We start from the raw sequence: 21,051 nt of genomic DNA, 5'->3' as shown, positions 1-21,051 counted from the left end.
TTTTAAATAATAAAAACTCCCTTAATTCCTTAGGGGAGTCCAGCTGTTGAATCCATATTATCTGTATTAGGAACACTTTGTACTATATTTGATACATTTGCACCTTGATCCGTATTTGTTCCTGTTAGATTACTAGCAGGAGTACCTCTCGTATACGTTGTCGTCACACTATCTCCCGGTTGTAAACAAAGCTTCGTTTCAGTTCCTATTATCGTAACAACATCAATCCAAGTACAACCCATTGAACCACTATACGATTTCGAGGCAGTAAACGAAGTATCACTCAAATTATCACCCGTAAATATATTCCCAGTGTTATTAACGATAATAAACTCTTTTATATGTGCTGGCATACTTACACTCTACCTCTCCTTTACGAACCTAATGTACGTGTACTTGTTGCTAATGGCGGAAGGAATACTGATGTTCTAATCACCGCTTCTGGCTGCCTTTTCCCATTTAAAAAAATAGCCGCACTCGACCCTCCAGCACCCGCATATATTTTTGCCACAGCTAAAGGTGAGATATCATAACAGTCACCAACATTAACAGCTCCTGTATTATTTATAATTTTCACTTTACGCATGTTAATTCCCATTTACCTATCCCCCTTTTATCCCGCTATTTACGAGCAGTAAGACTCCCACCTCAAAATTTGGCTGGGACAAAGAAGTTAGGTGAGAGATCAACTGCCCGTAAACGCCCGATTGGTGAAGGCTAATAATCAGTGGGGGATGAACAAAACCCCTACTGATTAAAGTTTCACTTTATACACTGTATGCAAAAGAAAAAAACTTGAAACAAACACGTTTCAAGTTTTTGCAGCTACTTATTTAGTTTCGCCTTCATATTGAAGCATACCGCCAACCATATTCACTGTTTTAAATCCTTGCTCATTTAAATAATGGCATACATTTTCACTACGCATTCCCGAACGGCAAATAAAGATATATTCATTCTCTTTCTCAAAGAAATCTACTTTATTTGGAATATCGCCCATTTTAATATGTATAGCTTCCGGAATTTTCCCTGCCGCTACTTCTTCATCTTCCCTTACATCTACTAAAAATAATGTTTCTCCATTTTCTAAACGCTTTTGCACTTCTTCTGTAGTAATTGTTTTTACTTCTGTCATATGTAGTTCCTCCTTATATACAATAAAACCTTCAGTTTCTTCTTTAAACAAACATTTCTCATCAATTTTAGCACGCGAAGGAAGGAACGCAAAGAATGGAACATTTATTTCTCAATTTCCCTGCAAAACTTATTCTTTACAAACATAACTGGCGCATTGTATCCTCAATATACTTGTTTTATGAAAGGAGCCAGTTAAAATGACACTTTTTCTTTTCATTATGGGCATCATTTTCTTAGTTTTTGCAGTTATTGCTCTTAGTATGAAAAATAATAAAAAGATAAAATCCCCTCAAGAAATGTCATTCTTATTTCTATTACTTAGTATAGCTTTCTTCGGTTTATCAATCGCTTCATATATTTTCCGTCTGCAAATCATGTAAAAAAAGGTGCCTACTATAAATCATGCACCTTTCCACATTAATTATTTCCTACACTAAACTAGATACTTTCCGATTTAAAAACTCATAAACTTTCTTTTCAAATAAATGAATATCTAACGCTCCTGCCATATGCCCATTTATACTTTCTATCTCATATACTTCTGCGTACTTCCCTTGCTTTTGCAATATTTCTACCATTTTATAATTGTAACGAGGCGGCTGAAGTAAATCTTGTTTGCACGGAATCATGAGTACATTCGCTTCTATATTAGAAAGAGCCTCTTCTAAAGAAGAAAATCCATGCGCAATATCATGTAATAAGACTGCTTTTGTAGTATACATCCATGAATTTGCATCTACTAAATCTATACTTTTGCATGTCACTTTATTTATCTCTTTCTCAAATGATGTTAATGCAGAAAATTGTTGATAAGGTACCATTTCTATACTGTTCCGCGGGAATGCCTTTTCATAAAAATGTTCATCAAATGCGTTCATAAACATCATTTTATTCGCTAAATGAAGCCCCTTCGTTGGTTGCTCCTCTCCGTACTTTCCACCTTTCCAATTTGGATCAAGCTGAATTGCTTCAATCGCATTTTGCGCTACATTTCCCGACGTTATAATTGGATTTTGTGGATTCGTAATAACTCCAATCACTCGCTCTACCATATGAGGATAGTGAACAGCCCATTGCTGCGCAATCATCCCACCTGCCGAAGGTCCCATTACAGCATGTAATCTTGAAATCCCCATATCTTTTATTAACTCATATTGCATACGTGCTACATCTAAAAATGTGAAAACTGGAAAGTCCATCGCATACTCAAAACCAGTCATCGGATTTATCGATTTTGGTCCCGTTGTAATCACGTAAGGGTTCTTCACCTGTACATTACAAAGGTTATCAGTACATATAACGAAATATTTATTTGTATCAATTGCTTTTCCAGGTCCAATTAATCCATCCCACCAACCAGCTTCCTCATCATGCTCTGTATATTTTCCTGCCGCATGACTTGTTGCACTAAAATAGTGACAAACCAAAATCCCATTTGATTTTTCTCTATTTAAAGCACCATACGTCTCATACCCCATTTGAACAGGAATCTCCCTACCATTTTCAAACACAAATTCTTTTAAAACAAACTTCTCCTTTTTTACAATTTGCACAGACTCGCCTTCTTCCCGTCATTTTATGAACTGCTTACTAAAGGGTTTTTTCTATGCAAGCCAATCTCCTCTTTCTTTTCATAAATAAATGAATAATATACAAAATTAGCCACAAAATAGCACTATATTACACAATCAAAGAGGGCATACATATGATTTGGAATTGGTTACGTAAGAAAAAAAACTCAAATACAAAAGAGACAGCTGATTTGAAACAACAGTCTGATGATCAAAAGGAACATAACAAAGATAAGAATGACGAGCCAAAAAGTAAGGAACAAACTGATGCTTCTTCTCAAGACAAGCATCAAAATTCTAAGCAACAGGATTCTTCTCAAAACAAACAGCAAAGCTCTAAACAAGACGATAATTCTCAAGACAAACAGCGAAATTCTAAGCAAGAGGATTCTTCTCAAAACAAACAGCAAAATTCTAAACAAGAGGATTCTTCTCAAAACAAACAGCAAAGCTCTAAACAAGAAGATTCTTCTCAAAACAAACAACAAAATTCTAAGCAAGAGGATTCTTCTCAAAACAAACAGCAAAGCTCTAAACAAGACGATAATTCTCAAGACAAACAGCAAAATTCTAAGCAAGAGGATTCTTCTCAAGACAAGCAGCAAAATTCTAAACAAGAGGATCATTCTCAGAACAAACAGCAAAGCTCTAAACAAGAGGATTCTTCTCAAAACAAACAACAAAGCTCAGAAAGTAACAGCATTTATGACTTTAGCAAACCAGAAAATGACCATATTCATTCTCTACAAGATTTAATAGAGAAGCTGAAACAGTCTAGTGATTTTGTTAATTACCATACATCTGACGATGAAACGATGCCTTATTGGATTTCTTACTATCGCCCTTCACTTGATGGTGAGAAATTGCAAAAGTATTTAATGCCTACTCTAATGGAACGTCCTTGCGCTTCATTAGAAGAATTAAAAGAACATATTCCAATGAGTGGTATTACAATTACGAACGACTTACAAAAAATTGAGGACATGGTTTTAAAAGGACATGCAATTATTCAATTAAATCAGCAAGATCAAAAGTGTATGCTTGCAAATATTGCAATTGATACTTACCGGGCACCAAGCCCTCCATTAAATGAATCAACAGTTATCGGTCCGCAAGAAGGTTTTGTAGAAGCTATTGATACAAATATTAATTTAGTCCGTAAACGCCTTCCTGTTTTAGAGTTACAAACAAAAGAGATGATTATTGGAGAGTTTTCAAAAACAAAGGTTGTGATGATGTATTTAGACAACCTTGCAGAAAAAGATAATGTAGAGTTTCTAGAAGAATCATTACGTGCTCTCGAATACGATCAAATTAATGACAGTGCCTATATACAAGAGTTAATGGGTGAAAAATCGATTTTCCCGCTCTATATAAATACAGAGCGTACTGACAGAGTTACAAAGGCACTTATTGATGGCAAAATCGCTATTTTTGTTGATGGTTCTCCAAGTGTCCTTTTAACTCCTGTATCATATTTCGATTTTTTCATTTCACCAGAAGACTATAACGTTTCTTGGTTATACGCTACATTCTCAAGGATTTTAAGATTGCTCGCTGTTCTATTCTCAATTTGTGCAACTCCATTATACGTTGCAGTTTTGAATTATCATTATGAATTAGTTCCGAGTGACTTACTTGAAACATTAATTTTATCAAGGGCTCAAGTACCATTTCCACCTTTAATAGAAGCACTTTTCTTGGAACTTGCTATTGATTTATTAAGAGAAGCTGGCGCTCGATTACCTATGAAGGTCGGACAAACGCTCGGTATTGTAGGCGGTATTGTAATTGGGCAAGCATCTGTACAAGCTGGTTTAACGAGTAATATTTTATTAATTATCGTTGCCCTATCAGCACTCGCTTCCTTCATTACACCGATTTATAAAATGGGTAACGCTGTTCGATTACTACGTTTCCCATTTCTTGCATTTGCAGAAATAGGTGGGCTTTTCGGTATATCTCTTGGATTTATCTTTTTATTTACCCATTTGTTTAGACTTACTTCTTTACGTAAGCCGTACGCTCTCTTTTATCCAACGAGACAACAATCCTTTAAAGATTCTTGGATTCGTTTTCCATTAACAATGATTGATACACGAGATGTTCAAGCAAGACCGCAACACGTAAAGAAAGCAACTAATGGAATTTCTACGAAACATACGTCAGATTTTGATGATTAAGAAATGAGGTGCATCGATGAGTAAAATTAAAGCAGAACACCAAATATCACCCGTCTTCGTTTTCTTTTTAATTCACGGTGCACAATTCGGTGCCGGCGTCCTTGGGTTTGCCCGTATTATTGCTAAGGCTGCTGGATATGACGGTTGGATAGGAGTCTTCATCACAGGAATCATCATTCATATTCTCCTATGGATGATGTATTTCTTGTTAAAAGAAACAAACGGAAATTTAATTGATTTACAGCGACAAACGTTTGGAAAATGGCTAGGAAACGGCATTAATCTCATCTTTATAGCCTATTTTTTAACCGTCAGCATTTCTGTCATTCGAACATACGTTGAAATTATTCAAGTGTGGATGTTTCCTACCGCTTCAACTTGGATGTTAACACTCTTTTTATGCTTAGTTAGCTATTACATTATTTCTTCTGGATTTCGTGTAATTACTGGTATTTGCGTCATCTCTATTGGTGGTACATTGGGATATTTATTTCTTAGCCTATTCGTTTTGAAATACTCACATTGGCCTAATTTACTACCTATTTTCACACATTCTTTTTCAGATATTTTAAAAGCCGCCCAGCTGTCAATCTACAGTATGACAGGGTTTGAGATTTATCTTATGATTTATCCATTTGTGAAAAATCCTAAGCAATCTCATAAATTCGCTCAATACGGAGCACTATTTTCAAACCTTCTATATTTATTTAGTACACTTTTAGCCTTTTCGTTTTTTAGTGAAAAACAATTATCAAAAACAATATGGTCACAACTTTCCATGACCCAAGTAATCCAACTTCCTTTCATAGAAAGGCTAGAGTACATTGCAATCTCGGCTTACGCTCTCGTTATTGTTACAAGCTCTATCCTTCCTTTATGGGCTGCGACAAGAGGAACACACGAAATATTTCGTGTAAAACAAAGAGGTGTTTTAATTACTTTTTTGCTCATTACCCTCATTGCTTCACAGCTTTTAACGAACAGACATGATATTAATGACTTTATTAGTAATGCATCAAGGGTTAGTTTTTGGCTTATTTACATATACATCCCAATTCTATTTATTATTGTGTGGGTGAAAAGAAAATGGAAAAAATCAAAAGTAAAAGTAAATTAATACTTATTTCTTGTATAACACTCTTCAGTCTAACTGGATGTTTACAAAAAAATATTATCGATGATGTACAACTTATTCAAGGAACTGTATTTGATGTAGCAAAGGATAATAAAGTAAAAGTGACATTCGTTTGTCCCATTCAGAAAAAAGGTAATAAAGTTCAAGTCTTCGAAGGAACTGCAAACGCGGTAAAACAAGTAAAAGCAGACACATCTTTAGAGTCTTCTCAACCATTTGCCAGCGGACAAATGCGGGTTGCTCTATTTACTACAAGAATTGCTAAAAAAGGATTATCTACTTCCTTTGACACATTAATTCGGGATGTGAACATCGGGAACTCAATGTATGTCGGTCTATTAGAAGGAACTGGGATGGACTTACTAAAAGGTAAATATACAACATCATCTAACGTTGCCATTTATATAAAGAAAATGTTAGACCATAATATGCAAACAGGCCCTTTACCTACTGACAATCTACATCTAGGAGCCTATCGATATTATCGTGAAGGCCAAGATTCCTATTTACCAATCCTCAAAAAAGATAAAGATAAAATAAAAATTACTGGCATCGGCCTTTTAAAAAAAGATAAATATGTTGGGAAAATTAATTATCATGATATGTTTGCCTTTAAAGGCTTATTGGAAAAACACCGATTAGATTCACATGAATTTAAAGCAAACTCCGGATACACAATCATTAATAACATTCGATCCGTCCCAACTTACCAAGTAAATATAAAAGACGGAAAACCATCATTTTTCATACACGTCAAACTAGAAGCTCGTATTCAAGAACTATCTAAACAGTTCAACTTAGACAATAAAAAGAATACACAAAAAATAGAAAAAACGATTGAAAAACAATTAGATGCAAAAGCTAATAAACTAATTAAACAGTTTAAATCTTTGAATGTGGATCCACTCGGCCTCGGTGCAAGGTATAAAGAACATTATCGTCCATTTAAATTAGAAGAGTGGAGAAAGATGTACAAAGATGTTCCCATTACAATAAAATACACAGTTAACATTACAAATTCTGGCGTAATTGAATGATAATGATTGAACTCCTCCCTCCGGCATGATACAACGGAGAGAGGAGTTTTTCATTACCAAATATAGAGAGAAAAGATATTTACGGGGGAGCTTATGTCCAAAAAATTAGTAAAGCCTATTTTAAACGGTATTTTATTTCTCGGCGTCTTTTTATTTGCTCATACATACTTAAAAAATGTTTCCTTCACACGTTATTTACTTGTCGTTATACCAATGTTGCTCGTTGGTATGTTTGGCATCGATCTTATTTTATCCGTTTTAATTAAGAAAGAAGAATAACGAGCGAACATCTTATTTCTCATAAGATGTTCTTTTTATTTAATAACTACCTTATGTTACAATAAAATTCGGCATAACATAAGAAAGGATGAAACAACATGACAAACGAAAAAGGTTTAGATAAAGGATACGAACTTGTTGCAAAAATGCATGAAGAATTCGGACATCCTGTGACAAGTACTCCAACAAAACTAACAGAAGAGCGTGCAAAAATTCGTGCTAGCTTTATGCAAGAAGAGCTAGAAGAATTTCTAGAAGCAACAACTGTTGAAGATCAATATGATGCACTTATTGACCTGATTTACTTTGCATTCGGAACGTTTGCAGAAATGGGCGTACGTCCAGATAAAGGATTCGAAATTGTAAACAATGCTAACATGGCAAAACTATTCCCTGATGGAAAGCCTCGATTCCGCGAGGGCGACGGCAAAATTATGAAACCAGAAGGATGGCAAGCACCGGAACCACAACTTCGTGCGGAAATCGAACGCCAACGTCAAGAGGCAGAAAAAAACTGCTAGGATCTCCTAGCAGTTTTTTATTATGTCTTTTTTCCTTTGGTCTATTAATGACCCACGTGTCCCGCGTGTCCTGCTGCTCCTGCAGTACCAGCTGCTGCTCCTGCTGCCGTTCCTGCTCCAATTCCACCTGCCCAAGGCTGTTGTTGCTGCTGATACTGTTGGTATTGTTGTTGACCTTGATGATGCTGTTGACCTTGATGATGCTGTTGACCTTGATGATGGTGTTGACCTTGATGATGGTGTTGGCCTTGGTGATGGTGTTGACCTTGATGATGGTGTTGGCCTTGGTGATGGTGTTGGCCTTGGTGTGTTTGGAAAAGAACAGCTTGCGGATGAATTTGGTGGTGGCCTTGGTGATGTACTTGTTGCTGATGGTGGCCGTGATGATCTTGATGACCTTGGTGCTGATGGTGGCCTTGGTGATGATGGTGGCCTTGGTGTGTTTGATAAAGGACAGCCTGCGGATGAATTTGATGATGACCATGATGATGTACTTGTTGTTGATGATGACCGTGGTGCTGATGATGGCCTTGGTGACCATGATGGCCGTGTTGTTGATGATGACCGTGGTGCTGATGATGACCGTGTTGTTGATGATGATGGCCGTGATGCTCATGATGACCGTGAACACCTTGAGGGAATCCGCCGATTCCACCAGCTACAACACCAACGCCAGGTACAGGAAATCCTGTTTGTACACCGCCAACGAAAGATGGAAATGTAGTTGGCATACCTACAGGCACTCCTCCTTGTGTACCTCCTACTACTACCGGAAATCCTGTTTGCACTCCAGCTACTGATGTTGGGAATCCTGTTTGTACACCCGCCACTGACGTCGGAAATCCTCCAGCTGCTCCTCCCATCCAACTTGGAATTCCGCCATATCCGTGTTGACCATCTCCTCCCATGAACATCATTTGTCCATAACTATCCGATCCACCTCCGAAGAAGCCATGTGGTGCATTATTGTCCATCCCTTTCATTCCTTTCACCTCTTCTGTTCAATTTAACCTACCTTTTTTATCATATTTTCTATAGAAGAATAGGTGTTTGTCTATATGGGAATTCCGCGCCTTTTTCTTCGTTCTTCATTCATGATAAACTAAATTAACTGATTATTTTTTCAAAGGAGGCGTTTTCGTTGGAGAACGTAGCAAAAGCTTCCATCGATGATTTAGATTCAATCTTACATATAGATGTTGATGTGATCGGAGACGATAGTAGACGAGATTATATTAAACACGCTATTGATGAAGGAACCTGCATCATTGCAAAAGAGGACAATTCCATTTCTGGTTTTCTAACATACGATACAAATTTCTTTGGTTATACTTTCCTCTCATTAATCATTGTTTCGCCAACGAAAAGAAGACAAGGTCATGCAAGCTCATTAATCTCATATATGTTAAGACATTCTCCTACTCAAAAAATATTTTCTTCAACGAACAAATCGAATACAAATATGCAAAAAGTTTTTAAAGCAAATGGATTTATGCGTAGTGGAATGATCGAAAACTTAGATGAAGGTGATCCTGAGCTTATTTTTCACGCAAAAAAGCTCAGAGCATAAACGCTCTGAGCTTTTATTAATAATTAATTAGTTTGCAACAACGTTAACAAGTTTTCCAGGAACAACAATTACTTTACGAACTGTTTTTCCTTCAATTTGTTCTTTGATTGCCTCAAGTGCAAGTTGTTCCATTTCTTCTTTTGATGCGTCTTTACTCATTGTTAGTTTTGTGCGAACTTTGCCCATAATTTGAACAACGATTTCAACTTCATCTTCTACAAGTTTAGACTCATCAAATGTTGGCCAGCTTGCATATGTGATTGTTTCACTGTATCCAAGTTTGCTCCATAGTTCTTCCCCGATGTGAGGTGCAACTGGTGCAATCATTTTTACGAAACCTTCTACATATTCTTTCGGAAGTGTTTCAGCTTTGTATGCATCGTTGATGAATACCATCATTTGAGAAATCGCTGTGTTGAAGCGAAGCTCTGCATAGTCTTCTGTTACTTTCTTCACTGTTTGGTGGTAAGCTTTTTCAAGATCTTTGTTTGGTGCATCAGTAATTTTCTCACTTAATTCACCATTCTCTTGAATGAATAGGCGCCATACGCGGTCTAGGAAGCGACGAGCTCCGTCAAGACCATTTTCAGACCAAGCGATTGAAGCATCTAATGGTCCCATGAACATTTCGTATAGACGAAGTGTATCTGCACCGTGGCTTGCTACGATATCATCAGGATTTACAACGTTACCTTTTGATTTACTCATTTTCTCGTTGTTTTCACCTAAGATCATACCTTGGTTGAATAATTGTTGGAACGGTTCTTTCGTTGGAACTACACCGATATCATATAATACTTTATGCCAGAAACGAGCATATAGTAAGTGAAGTACAGCGTGCTCTGCTCCACCGATATAAATATCAACTGGAAGCCATTGTTTTACTTTTTCAGGGTCTACAAGTGCTTCGCTGTTGTTTGGATCGATGTAGCGTAGGTAGTACCAGCAGCTACCAGCCCATTGTGGCATTGTATTTGTTTCACGACGACCTTTTTTACCAGTTTCAGGATCAACAACATTTACCCACTCTTCAATGTTTGCAAGTGGTGATTCACCTGTACCTGAAGGACGAATATTCTCTGTTTTCGGAAGAACTAATGGTAATTCTTCTTCTTTCACAGCTGTCATTGTACCATCTTCCCAATGGATTACTGGAATTGGCTCACCCCAGTAACGTTGGCGACTAAATAACCAGTCACGTAGACGGTACGTTACTTTTTGATTTCCTGCGCTTGTTACTTCAAGCCACTCAATCATTTTTACAATTGCTTCTTCTTTATTTAAACCATCAAGGAATGCTGAGTTTACGTGCGCACCATCACCTGTATATGCTTCTTTCGAAATGTCTCCGCCTTTTACAACTTCCTTCATTGGAAGATTGAACGTTGATGCGAATTCATAGTCACGCTCATCGTGAGCTGGAACTGCCATTACAGCACCTGTTCCGTAAGTTGCAAGAACATAATCAGCGATCCAGATTGGTAATTTCTCACCGTTTACTGGGTTAACTGCGTAAGCACCAGTAAATACACCAGTTTTTTCTTTCGCAAGTTCTGTACGCTCTAAATCGCTCTTCATTTTAACAGAGTTAATGTAAGCTTCTACAGCTTCTTTTTGTTCTGGTATTGTAATGTTAGCAACAAGTGCATGCTCTGGAGCCAGTACACAGTAGCTTGCTCCAAATAGTGTATCAGGACGCGTTGTGAAAACTGTGAACTTCTCATCTGTACCGTCGATGTTGAAGTGTACTTCTGCACCTTCAGAACGGCCGATCCAGTTACGTTGCATGTCTTTTAAGCTTTCTGGCCAATTAAGCTCATCTAGATCTTCTAATAGACGATCTCCGTAAGCTGTAATTTTTAACATCCACTGTCTCATCGGACGACGCTCAACTGGATGTCCACCGCGCTCACTCTTACCGTCAATGATTTCTTCGTTTGCAAGTACTGTACCAAGTGCTGGGCACCAGTTTACAGGTACTTCATCAACGTAAGCTAAACCTTTTTCAAATAGTTTTAGGAAGATCCATTGTGTCCACTTGTAGTAGGTTGGATCTGTTGTATTTACTTCACGATCCCAATCGTAGGAGAAGCCTAATGCTTTAATTTGATTACGGAACGTATTAATATTAAGCTCTGTAAATTCAGCCGGGCTGTTCCCAGTATCAAGTGCATATTGCTCTGCTGGAAGACCGAATGCATCCCATCCCATTGGATGAAGAACGTTATATCCTTGCATACGCTTCATACGAGATAAAATATCTGTCGCTGTATAACCTTCTGGATGACCTACGTGTAAGCCTGCACCTGATGGATATGGGAACATATCTAGTGCATAAAATTTTGGTTTTTCTGTTTCATCTGGCGTACGGAATGTTTTATTCTCTTCCCAATGCCCTTGCCACTTCTTCTCAATTTCTTGATGATTAAAGCTCATGAGATACCCTCCTTGAAATTCTATTTATTTTCACCGCCCAAAATACAAAAAACCTCTCATCCCTAGAAAGGGACGAGAGGTTATAGATTCCCGCGGTACCACCCTAAATTAATGTAATAAATACATTCGCTTAGATCCGTAACGTGGATTAACGGCAATTGCTACTAATGATTTCACAACTGCAACTCAAAGGCGAGTTCATAACGAAACGTGGATTGACTTGCACCGACCGTCAACTCTCTAAACCAGCTTCTATTACTACTACTCCTTCTCACTGTTATTACAAATATGAGTTAATGTGAACTACCCACCACTTAGTATCTCTTAAGAGCTTACTTGAAGCGAGGGCTTCTCGGTTAATCGTTACTCTTGCTAACTAACGAATTCGTCTTAGGACAGCCGAGCTAACTCCCTTGTTCCAAAGGATATTTTATTACTATTTATTTAAATATATTCTAAAACATGTTGCATGTTCCGTCAAACTAAACTGCAATTTTTTCTTCAACTGTTTCTTCTACTTTTACTCGTCTATCATAAATACTCGTTGCTATAAGCGCTACTACAAGCATTACCATGATCGCAATAAACAATACTTCCATATTGTATAAGTCAACAATCGCTCCGCCAACGACCGGTCCGAACATTTTCCCTACAGTCGCTGCGCTATTTACAACACCTTGATAAAATCCTAGCTTATCTTTCGGTGCAAGTATATTTGCGATGGTCGGAACTGCCGGCCATACGAATAATTCACCAATTGTTAATGTCACCATCGCAACGAGAAACATCGTAAATTGCTGCGCTTGGCTTAAAACAATAAACGACGCCGCAAAAATGATAATTCCAATCATAATTTGTTGTTTTAAAGAACGCTTCATCCAGCGAATTAGCATACTAACAAGCGGCTGTGCACAAACAATCATCGCTCCGTTTATCGTCCATAATAAACTATAATGGCGGAGGCTAATATCTAATTCTCGCATATGAGTCGCAATTGCCCCTTGCCACTGTACGTATGTAACCCAGCATAAAGCATATGCTACACATACGATTAGAAGCGCTTTGAAGCCAGGTGTAAGTGACCAACCTTTTTTCGTTTCGGCTTCTGTTTGTACCTCTTGCTCTTTTTTTGCTTCCATACCACGAAATCCAATAAACGCAATTAAGAAGAAAATAAAATATAAAATAAAGTTCGCTAAGAAAATATAATCAAAACGATAAGACGCAACTAATCCACCGCACGCTGTTCCAATCGCAATCCCAACGTTTTGTCCAACATACATTGCATTGAACGCTCGTCTCCCGCCTTCTGGCCAAACCGTACCGACCATCGCATACATCGATGGAAACACCATTCCAGAACCGAATCCGATTAATGCTAGCCACACAACATATAATGGCCAACCATGGAAAAATACAAGACCTAAAATCGATACAAGTGTAATGACAATCCCTACTAAAATTGATTTATAACCGCCCCATTTATCAAATAAAACACCGCCGAGCAAGTTTCCGATTACACCAGTAAGCGAGTTGATCATTAATACCATTCCGGCTACTGATAAAGATTTCCCTAAACTATCATGTAAGTAAATTGTATTAAAAGGCCATAAAAAAGAAGCACCCGTGACATTAATAATCATCCCAGCTACTAATAGCCATACTTTCCTTGGCATAGTCTCCCCTCCTATTCTCTTTTTTTCGTTCATATATATAACAGTAAAATTGTAGTCGTTTTTAAATAGGAAGGCAACTGATTAATAGTTGATGAAATTCAGATAATAGCACAAAGACGATTAGAATGTATTCTAATCGTCTTTGTAAAATATTAATCTATAAATAATGGAATCGTTCCCTCGCGGAAGGTTATCCAACTTCCTTTTTACGTTTTGCACTTTCTTTAGCACTCCATTTAAATATTTTGTCTAGTAGAGAGTATATTCTCCCAGACTCCTTCGTTAATAATGGCCCTAACGACGCCAATATTAAAACATATAAAGCTGAGAATGGTTTAATCGTTGCCATTAAGCCACCCGCTATTCCGAGATTCGCGACAATAATGGAGAATTCCCCACGTGATATAAGTGTTAAACCGATATTCGCAGAAGCCTTATGCGATAACCCGGCTTTACGCCCTGCAATCATTCCAGCTGTAAAATTACCGATGAGCGTAATGAAAACTGCTCCTAATGCCAACCACACTGCTCCTCCAAGTGAAAACGGATCTATACTTAAACCGAAACTGAAAAAGAATATGGCTCCAAAGAAGTCACGAAATGGAACGACGAGATGCTCGATCCGGTCACTATGCTCTGTTTCTGAAAAGACGAGTCCTAACAATAAAGCCCCAATCGCTTCCGCAACATGAATCGTTTCTGAAAATCCTGCTACAAAGAATAAAATAGCGAATATTACGATAATAAAAATTTCGTTTGACGAAATATCTAATACTTTATTTAGGAACGGCGTAGCTTTTCTAGCGATTACAAAGAATAGTAGCATATACCCTACCGCGATTAACACCGATGTAAGAGCACCTACAAATGATGTTGCACCACCGAGTACTAACCCTGAAACGACTGATAAATATACAGCTAAAAAGATATCATCAAACATAATGATTCCTAATATTAATTCAGTCTCTTTATTACCAGATCTTCTTAAATCAACAATTACTTTTGCAACAATTGCACTCGATGAAATTGTAATGATTCCAGCAATAATTAATGTTTCTAATAAGGGGAAACCCATAACATATCCATAAAGTAAACCTAATATGAAATTAAGCGATATATGAACACTACCCCCAAAAGCAATCGACTTTCCTGATTTAATTAATTTTTTTATTGAGAATTCTAAGCCTAAGTAGAATAGGAGGAATATGACGCCAACACGACCGAGGAAGGAAATAACTTCTCCGCTTTCAATAAACCTTAAATCGATAAGTCCTAAATCTGGGGCATGAGGCCCCACTAGCATACCGAGTACAATGAGAAACGGAATAATCGAAAACTTTAACTTTGCAGCGAGGATAGCTGCAAAAGCTACTAATACTAACGCAGTTCCAACTTCAAAAATTAAAGTATCCATCGATTAGGAATCACCTCCTGCTGAAAGTAATTCCTTAATGATTCTTTTCACTTCATGTCTTTCGCCCGATAATACGAGCATATCGCCAGCTTCAATGATAGAATCTGGGCCTGGATTAAAGAACTTCTTCATATTCTTTTTCAAAATAGCAATGATTGTTACGTTATATGTTTTTCTAACGTGTAAGCTACCAATTGTTTTTTGTACTACTGGTGCCTTATTTTCTACTTTAAACCATTCAATTGATAATCCTTCAAAAGCCATCTCAATCGTGTCTAAAGCTTGTGGCCTATATACCATCCCGCCTAATATAGCCGCAATTTGTCTTGCTTCAGAATCGCGAAGAGAAATGCTCGAAATACTCTCATCATGATCCGCATCAAAATGGTACATTTCCCTTCTTCCATCATCATGAATAACAATAACCATTTTTTCATTACCCTTTGTTATCACTTCAAATTTACATCCAATGCCCGGTAGTTCACTCTCTCTAATATTCATATTCCCGCCTCCTAAAATTTTTTAGTTACGGCTCTTTCCTTTTACAAATCTACATCAATCTCTGTTTTAAACTTTTCATCTTTTGATATCCCTAAATACTTGAGCGTCTCTGACGGAGTCGCGTGATGAAAATGCTTTTGCAACAACGCGATTGCTATTCCTCTTTTATATGCATGAAATCCAAATGTTTTTCGCATTGAATTCGTTCCAATCTTACCAAATATCCCAACCGCTTCAGCTGCACTATGAATAACACGATAAGCTTGTTGGCGCGAAATTGAATTTGTTGTTTTATTAGATTGAAATACGTAATTTTCTCTTTGAATATCAAAAGATTGTACGTACGCTAAAAGCGCCTCTTTTATTTTTGTATTTAAATAAATATCTTGTTTAAACTTTTCATCTTTCACAGGAAGAGAATAAAATTCTTTAACAGTTCCATCTTCATTTAATACATCTTCAAATTTAATGTTCAGTAGTTCTGTAATTTTTAATCCAGTGTTAATTCCAATAACGAATAAAAGATAATCTCGCTGCGAGTGCTCTTTTAAATATTTTTTCATAGCCTCAATTTGGTTTATATCTTTTAATGCCTCTACAACTTCCATACATGTATTCTCCTCATCTTATGAACAGTAATTTTCTCATTATCCTGTCCATTTTACCTTATCACGCTATGAGATTTCCATGTATTATCCATTATTTTCACAATATACTTCTTTGGTCCCAGCAATTTTTATTTTGGAAATTTATGATTGTGCAAATACGTTGTGGTTAGAAAAGAAATAGGGGGATAAAGATTCAGCTTCTTTCTACAGATTGGATTCCTCCTTTCATTTTTTAGCTGCTGATACTTTTATATTATGTTACTTACTTGCATTATATTATATATTTTAGTAACATAAAAGTGTTTTATCTGAAAATAATAAAAACCGAGCAGTTTCGCTCGGTTTTTTATTAATCTTCTTTCGGAAGAACAATTCCTTTATACAATTGAACTGTAATGAAGTAATAAATCGCATAAATAACTACGAAGATAACAATCGGTAACCAAATACGGAAGTACGGGTCAACTAAAATAAACCCGAAAATATTCATACCGACTAATACGTGAGTAATACCCACAATTGCTGGGAATAAGAATACTAAGAATAATTCTTTATAAATCGATTTCGTTAATAACTCACGACGCACACCAATTTTGCGAAGCATTTGATAACGCGTAATATCTTTTGATGCACCAGAAAGAATTTTAAACATTAGACAGCTTGCCATCATTGCTAAGAATGCAATTCCAAGGAAGAAGCCCATAAACACTGTTCCGCTCGCAACACCATAGAACATGTCATACATTTGATATTTACTATTCATTTGTTCAGCTTTTACATTTTTATATTTATCTAGCTGCAACTCGTCAATTTTTTTCCATTCTTTTGTGTATGCTACGAAATCATCTGTCTTTCCAATAAATACGATTCCATCTTTACCATTTACACTATCGTACATTTTTTGATCTACAATTTTAATTGCATGATCTGTATATAAGTAATATGGCTGGATTGCTCTGAATGCATCGTCCCATTCTGCTGGCATCTCTTTTACATTTTCATTTTTCTCTATGTTTGATCGTGAAATTACATCTACAGGAACTTCACCTGATATTTTTTTAACTTTACCGAAACCTTCTTTTCCTACTCCATCTTGAATAAGTGGGCGATTTTTATCTAAATCTTCTTTTACATAATAAACGTACTTATCATCTACTTTATATCGGTATTCAGCTTTATTTTTAAATGATATGCCGTCTAAAATTTTCTTTTCTTCAGCTGTTGGATTATGAACTACTGAATCATAAATTTCAAATCCATCAACCGTTTTTATAACGTTATTTTTAAACGCCATACCACCTGAAATTGCACCCGCTCCAAGAGCAACTAACATCGCTACTGTTGCAAGCACTTTCGTTAAACTATTAATACGGAAGTTTAATTGTGCAAATGTAAAAGCGTTAAGTCCTTTTTCACTACGTTTTTTATTACTCTTTAACTTTTTAATAATAACTGGGAGAAGTGATCCAAATAGCATGTAAGTACCAGCTGTTGTTGTAATTAATGCAATAAGGATTCCCATTTCTCTTAACTTGTCCATATAAATCATAGATGCATAGCCAATACCTAATAAAATAACGGCAAGAAATGCAACTACACCTGTCATTTTTCCTTTTACTGCAACACGTTCTGTTTGTGCATCTGCATGTACAAGTTGCAGTACAGAAATACGTGATAACTTAATACTGTTCATAATTGCTGATAATACAAATAGTGCAAAGAAGAAGATGCAGGTAACAGTCATAGATGGTAGATAAAATGCTTTATAGCCTTCACCAGCAAATTCTAATTGTTTCATTAATAACTGTCCGATACCTTCTGCAAGTCCTACACCAACTGTAAGTCCAATCACAAGAGACGCAGCCCCTAATACAATCGTTTCAATAAACATAAGTAATGTAACTTTATGCTTTTTTGCTCCTAACATCATATACATACCAAACTCTTTTTGACGAAGAGATAATAAGAAAGAGTTCGCATATAAAATATAGAAGAACGTTATAATAGCTAGTAAAAATGAACCCGCTTGGAATACGAATCCAATTGATTGAATAACTGAGTTAGATTCGATAAACGCTTTATTCAGCGCTAACGTTTGAAACATATAAAAAATTGAAATAGACATAACAAGACCGACAAGTAAGACGATATAATCCTTTAGCTTACTTTTCAGCCCTGACATGGAAAGTTTAAATAACATGCCTGAACCTCCTTTCTTACGCTTTTTGTGTACCTAAATCTGCAAGCACATCTAAAATTTCTTTATAAAACTCTTCACGCGTACCACCGCGGTGGATTTCTTTATACAGCTCACCATCTTGAATGAATAAAATACGTTGACAGTAACTTGCACTGTACGGATCATGAGTAACCATCATAATAGATACGCCTTGTTCTTCATTTAAGTTTGTCATCGCATCAAGTAAACTTGCTGCATTTTTAGAATCAAGAGCTCCTGTTGGCTCGTCCCCTAAAATAATTGCTGGTTCATGTACTAGTGCACGCGCTGCTGCTGAACGCTGTTTTTGTCCACCAGATACTTCAGTTGGATACTTTTGAAGTATTTCTGAAATCCCTAACATATCCGCTACCTTCTCTACTTTCGGGCCAATATTACGTGATGGAACACCTTGAAGGGAAAGGGGAAGTGCAATGTTCTCATAAATAGATAGGTTCTCTAATAAGTTAAAATCTTGGAAGATGAATCCTAATTTTTGTGAGCGAAAATCAGATAGCTCACCTTGCTTCATTTTTGTAATATCCGTACCCGCAATTTCAACAACGCCGCCCGTTGCTTTATCAAGCGTTGAAATTACATTTAATAATGTCGTTTTACCAGAACCAGATGGCCCCATAATCCCAACAAACTCACCCTCTTGAATTGAGAATGACACACCCTTTAACGCGTATGATTGGTTCTCACCTTTTTTACCGTACACTTTTTGAACGTTTTTCACGTCTACAACTGGTTTCGTCATATATATCCTCCTACACTTGTTTTTCCATTACCTATTTTGCTCCTTTTGGAGGTGAACTGCTATTTATTAACATTACAATTACCTTACACTTTTGTAAGAAAAAAAACTGACCATGTAAGCTCAGTTTTTTTATTACCCTTAGCAAATGAAATGCTATTGGCGATTTTCAAAATATATCGATTCACTGGCAATAGTAAAAGGCTGTTCCACTTGGAACAGCCCCTTCCTACTCTTATTTCTTTAAAGGTGTTACCGTCCAATACGTAATAACACGCCAAATCCATTCTAATGGACCCATTTTAAAGATTTTCATCCAAATTAAGCTAAACACAATTTGAATTGCGTAAATTGCAATACATACATATAACGTCTGCATGTACGTTAAGTTTCCTGCAAAGTTAAATACACTGCCTGCAATTAAAATCATTGCAGTTTGTCCGATATAATTTGTTAAAGCCATACGACCGTAGTATTTCAGCGGCGCTAACAATGTTTGAACTGTTTTTAGTTGAAGTAATAAAATTAATGCTCCAACATAGAAAGCTGAAATTACTGGTCCAACTGTGACACCAATTTTTAAAAATTGGCTTGCAGTATCCATTGTCCCATCCTCATTCATAAGTATCATATTTACAAATGGATTAGCAGGAACGTGCCCATATTGATACCATAAAGCTATCACACTTAAAACAAACATAACTCCTGTAAAAATAGCGACTTGCTTTATTTTCGCTGAAAGATTTTCAAATACTTTGTACTGTCCTGCAGCAAGACCTAATAAAATTAAACCTAATGGTAATAATTCCTTAGCTGCCATAATACTAAAAACTATCGTAAGAATAAGACCGATTACTAAATTTATTTGCTTCTTCACTTTATAAAATGGTAAAGTGACTAATCCACAAATTGCGTATAACGCTAGTGCTTCCCCAGGCTGAAACATTTGATGAATCAAACCAAAAATAAATAGTGCAACTAAGCGGCGTAGAAATAGAACATATCCATTCTTCCCTTTCGCAATTGCTCTTGTAATGAAGATATAGAATCCTACTCCAAATAAGAATGAAAAGATTGAGAAGAAACGACCTTCTACAAATAAGTATAGAAACCTTTGATAACTTGCATCCACTGTACTAGGATCTGGAACTTTAATATTCAGTAGTGCAAGAATATTTACTAAAATAATCCCCAGTAATGCGAAGCCACGAATGTAATCTAACTCATCAATTCGTTTGTTTGTAATATTGTTCCCCATAATACAACTCCTTGTCCAAAATTAAATCCTCCCTTACTCTACTGGAAAAAGACAATCGTAACTATCGGCAAACCTTACAGGAATCTTACGTTATTGTTATATAATGAATTGAAGCTTTAATCAGTATTATTTTGCCCCTTGATTAGCCCGCACCAATCACGAGGCAAAATAAAACCAGGTCATAATGCGACCTGGTTTACTCTGATTGCTTTGATCTTTGAGGTTGTCCTTTTTTACTATTACGCTGTTTCACTTGAACAACTGGATCAAGTTCATTCGAAAACTCAGCGTTATGTCCGTTTTGCGTTTTTTGCTCTGGATTGTTTTGATCTGAACGTTTCGCCATTACATTCACTCCTTATTAGTGCGGTGTAATAATCATTTGATGTTGCAATTGGCGAATTGCCATACGTGCTCTATTTAACTGCTCACGCTGCTCATCATTCGCATGTTGCTGCATCGTTTGTAATTCATTATATGCTTGTTCTAATTGCAACTGAGCATCCGAATACTCCATCGTATTGTAATGCTCCTGTCTCATGCCTTGGTCTAATTGTTCTTTCGCATATTCCACCGCTTGTTCTGCCTGTGTAATATACTCTTCAAGTGATTGACGCTCTGCCATAATTGTCCCTCCTTGCTTCAATTCCCTTTTAGTGTGTCCCTTCCATATGAACCTTATGAGTATGTTATAATGGATTTTGTTTCATCCCGCATTAACGGGCAGTAAGACCTCTACCTCAAAATTTG

At 36.6% G+C, this 21,051-nt stretch carries 22 protein-coding genes and 1 other annotated feature; of the genes, 7 read left to right on the top strand and 15 right to left on the bottom strand.

The genetic code is table 11. The annotated features are described in order from the left end of the window. Window positions 1-29 precede the first annotated feature (29 nt). The 3 genes from B5P42_RS09040 to B5P42_RS09030 all read right to left on the bottom strand — a co-directional run bounded on the left by B5P42_RS09040 (window position 30) and on the right by B5P42_RS09030 (window position 1,135). Window positions 30-353, bottom strand: a complete 324-nt coding sequence (locus B5P42_RS09040; protein ID WP_113734076.1) for a hypothetical protein — start codon at window positions 351-353, stop codon at window positions 30-32. 20 nt (window positions 354-373) lie between these two features. Continuing rightward, window positions 374-598, bottom strand: coding sequence for a spore germination protein (locus B5P42_RS09035; protein WP_016106394.1), 225 nt, complete (start codon window positions 596-598; stop codon window positions 374-376). Window positions 599-829: 231 nt separating this feature from the next. Then, window positions 830-1,135, bottom strand: coding sequence for a rhodanese-like domain-containing protein (locus B5P42_RS09030; protein ID WP_113734075.1), 306 nt, complete (start codon window positions 1,133-1,135; stop codon window positions 830-832). A 199-nt stretch (window positions 1,136-1,334) separates the two neighbouring features. Here B5P42_RS09030 and B5P42_RS09025 point away from each other — a divergent pair, with 199 nt between their 5' ends. Continuing rightward, window positions 1,335-1,517, top strand: a complete 183-nt coding sequence (locus B5P42_RS09025; RefSeq protein ID WP_002129493.1) for a hypothetical protein — start codon at window positions 1,335-1,337, stop codon at window positions 1,515-1,517. A gap of 48 nt (window positions 1,518-1,565) precedes the next feature. Here the strand turns inward: B5P42_RS09025 and B5P42_RS09020 are convergent, their stop codons facing one another. Continuing rightward, window positions 1,566-2,690: a homoserine O-acetyltransferase family protein gene (locus B5P42_RS09020; RefSeq protein ID WP_113734074.1), complete on the bottom strand. Its 1,125-nt coding sequence runs from the start codon at window positions 2,688-2,690 to the stop codon at window positions 1,566-1,568. Window positions 2,691-2,842: 152 nt separating this feature from the next. Between B5P42_RS09020 and B5P42_RS09015 the strand changes: the two genes are divergently transcribed. The 5 genes from B5P42_RS09015 (at window position 2,843) to B5P42_RS08995 (ending at window position 7,863) form a co-directional block, all read left to right on the top strand. Beyond that, a complete protein-coding gene (locus B5P42_RS09015; protein WP_113734073.1) occupies window positions 2,843-4,891 on the top strand; it encodes a spore germination protein in 2,049 nt (682 codons plus the stop codon). 16 nt (window positions 4,892-4,907) lie between these two features. Next, window positions 4,908-6,008: a spore germination protein gene (locus B5P42_RS09010; RefSeq protein ID WP_113734072.1), complete on the top strand. Its 1,101-nt coding sequence runs from the start codon at window positions 4,908-4,910 to the stop codon at window positions 6,006-6,008. Then, the gene (locus tag B5P42_RS09005) at window positions 5,978-7,063 is read left to right on the top strand and encodes a Ger(x)C family spore germination protein (protein WP_113734071.1); all 1,086 of its coding nucleotides are present in this window, start codon (window positions 5,978-5,980) and stop codon (window positions 7,061-7,063) included. The genes B5P42_RS09010 and B5P42_RS09005 overlap by 31 nt, the downstream gene beginning before the upstream one ends. Before the next feature lie 93 nt (window positions 7,064-7,156). Then, the gene (locus B5P42_RS09000; RefSeq protein WP_113734070.1) at window positions 7,157-7,342 is read left to right on the top strand and encodes a hypothetical protein; all 186 of its coding nucleotides are present in this window, start codon (window positions 7,157-7,159) and stop codon (window positions 7,340-7,342) included. 98 nt (window positions 7,343-7,440) lie between these two features. Further along, entirely contained in the window at window positions 7,441-7,863 is a 423-nt protein-coding gene (locus B5P42_RS08995; protein ID WP_002034433.1) for a pyrophosphohydrolase domain-containing protein, read from the top strand. Window positions 7,864-7,907: 44 nt separating this feature from the next. Here the strand turns inward: B5P42_RS08995 and B5P42_RS08990 are convergent, their stop codons facing one another. Continuing rightward, the gene (locus tag B5P42_RS08990; RefSeq protein WP_113734069.1) at window positions 7,908-8,846 is read right to left on the bottom strand and encodes a VrrB protein; all 939 of its coding nucleotides are present in this window, start codon (window positions 8,844-8,846) and stop codon (window positions 7,908-7,910) included. A gap of 158 nt (window positions 8,847-9,004) precedes the next feature. Here B5P42_RS08990 and B5P42_RS08985 point away from each other — a divergent pair, with 158 nt between their 5' ends. Next, complete coding sequence (locus B5P42_RS08985; RefSeq protein ID WP_002015699.1) at window positions 9,005-9,433, top strand: GNAT family N-acetyltransferase; 429 nt, start codon at window positions 9,005-9,007, stop codon at window positions 9,431-9,433. A gap of 27 nt (window positions 9,434-9,460) precedes the next feature. Here the strand turns inward: B5P42_RS08985 and leuS are convergent, their stop codons facing one another. From leuS to B5P42_RS08935, 10 genes are all read right to left on the bottom strand, one after another. Beyond that, window positions 9,461-11,869 (bottom strand): leucine--tRNA ligase, encoded by a 2,409-nt coding sequence (gene leuS / locus B5P42_RS08980; protein ID WP_016102930.1) that lies wholly within the window; start codon window positions 11,867-11,869, stop codon window positions 9,461-9,463. Between the two features lie 65 nt (window positions 11,870-11,934). Further along, window positions 11,935-12,153 (bottom strand) — a binding site (T-box leader). A gap of 198 nt (window positions 12,154-12,351) precedes the next feature. After that, window positions 12,352-13,545 carry an MDR family MFS transporter gene (locus tag B5P42_RS08975; protein WP_113734068.1) on the bottom strand — a complete coding sequence of 398 codons (1,194 nt, stop codon included), beginning with the start codon at window positions 13,543-13,545 and terminating at the stop codon, window positions 12,352-12,354. A 190-nt stretch (window positions 13,546-13,735) separates the two neighbouring features. Continuing rightward, complete coding sequence (locus B5P42_RS08970) at window positions 13,736-14,959, bottom strand: cation:proton antiporter (protein ID WP_113734067.1); 1,224 nt, start codon at window positions 14,957-14,959, stop codon at window positions 13,736-13,738. Between the two features lie 3 nt (window positions 14,960-14,962). Continuing rightward, window positions 14,963-15,460 (bottom strand): cation:proton antiporter regulatory subunit, encoded by a 498-nt coding sequence (locus B5P42_RS08965; protein ID WP_113734066.1) that lies wholly within the window; start codon window positions 15,458-15,460, stop codon window positions 14,963-14,965. Window positions 15,461-15,501: 41 nt separating this feature from the next. Continuing rightward, window positions 15,502-16,068: a tyrosine-type recombinase/integrase gene (locus tag B5P42_RS08960; RefSeq protein WP_113734065.1), complete on the bottom strand. Its 567-nt coding sequence runs from the start codon at window positions 16,066-16,068 to the stop codon at window positions 15,502-15,504. A 349-nt stretch (window positions 16,069-16,417) separates the two neighbouring features. After that, window positions 16,418-18,268: an FtsX-like permease family protein gene (locus tag B5P42_RS08955; RefSeq protein WP_113734064.1), complete on the bottom strand. Its 1,851-nt coding sequence runs from the start codon at window positions 18,266-18,268 to the stop codon at window positions 16,418-16,420. Window positions 18,269-18,284: 16 nt separating this feature from the next. Further along, on the bottom strand, window positions 18,285-19,046 hold the full coding sequence (locus B5P42_RS08950) for an ABC transporter ATP-binding protein (protein WP_088293064.1): 762 nt from the start codon (window positions 19,044-19,046) through the stop codon (window positions 18,285-18,287). A gap of 232 nt (window positions 19,047-19,278) precedes the next feature. Continuing rightward, window positions 19,279-20,301: a DUF418 domain-containing protein gene (locus tag B5P42_RS08945; protein ID WP_113734063.1), complete on the bottom strand. Its 1,023-nt coding sequence runs from the start codon at window positions 20,299-20,301 to the stop codon at window positions 19,279-19,281. A gap of 196 nt (window positions 20,302-20,497) precedes the next feature. Then, a complete protein-coding gene (locus tag B5P42_RS08940; RefSeq protein WP_001129345.1) occupies window positions 20,498-20,647 on the bottom strand; it encodes a hypothetical protein in 150 nt (49 codons plus the stop codon). Window positions 20,648-20,662: 15 nt separating this feature from the next. Further along, complete coding sequence (locus B5P42_RS08935; protein ID WP_088032225.1) at window positions 20,663-20,926, bottom strand: YtzC family protein; 264 nt, start codon at window positions 20,924-20,926, stop codon at window positions 20,663-20,665. Window positions 20,927-21,051: the final 125 nt, after the last annotated feature.

It is taken from the genome of Bacillus sp. SRB_331 (assembly GCF_003264175.1).
GTDB classification, from domain to species: domain Bacteria; phylum Bacillota; class Bacilli; order Bacillales; family Bacillaceae_G; genus Bacillus_A; species Bacillus_A mycoides.
This window is presented reverse-complemented; position numbering and strand designations above follow the sequence as displayed.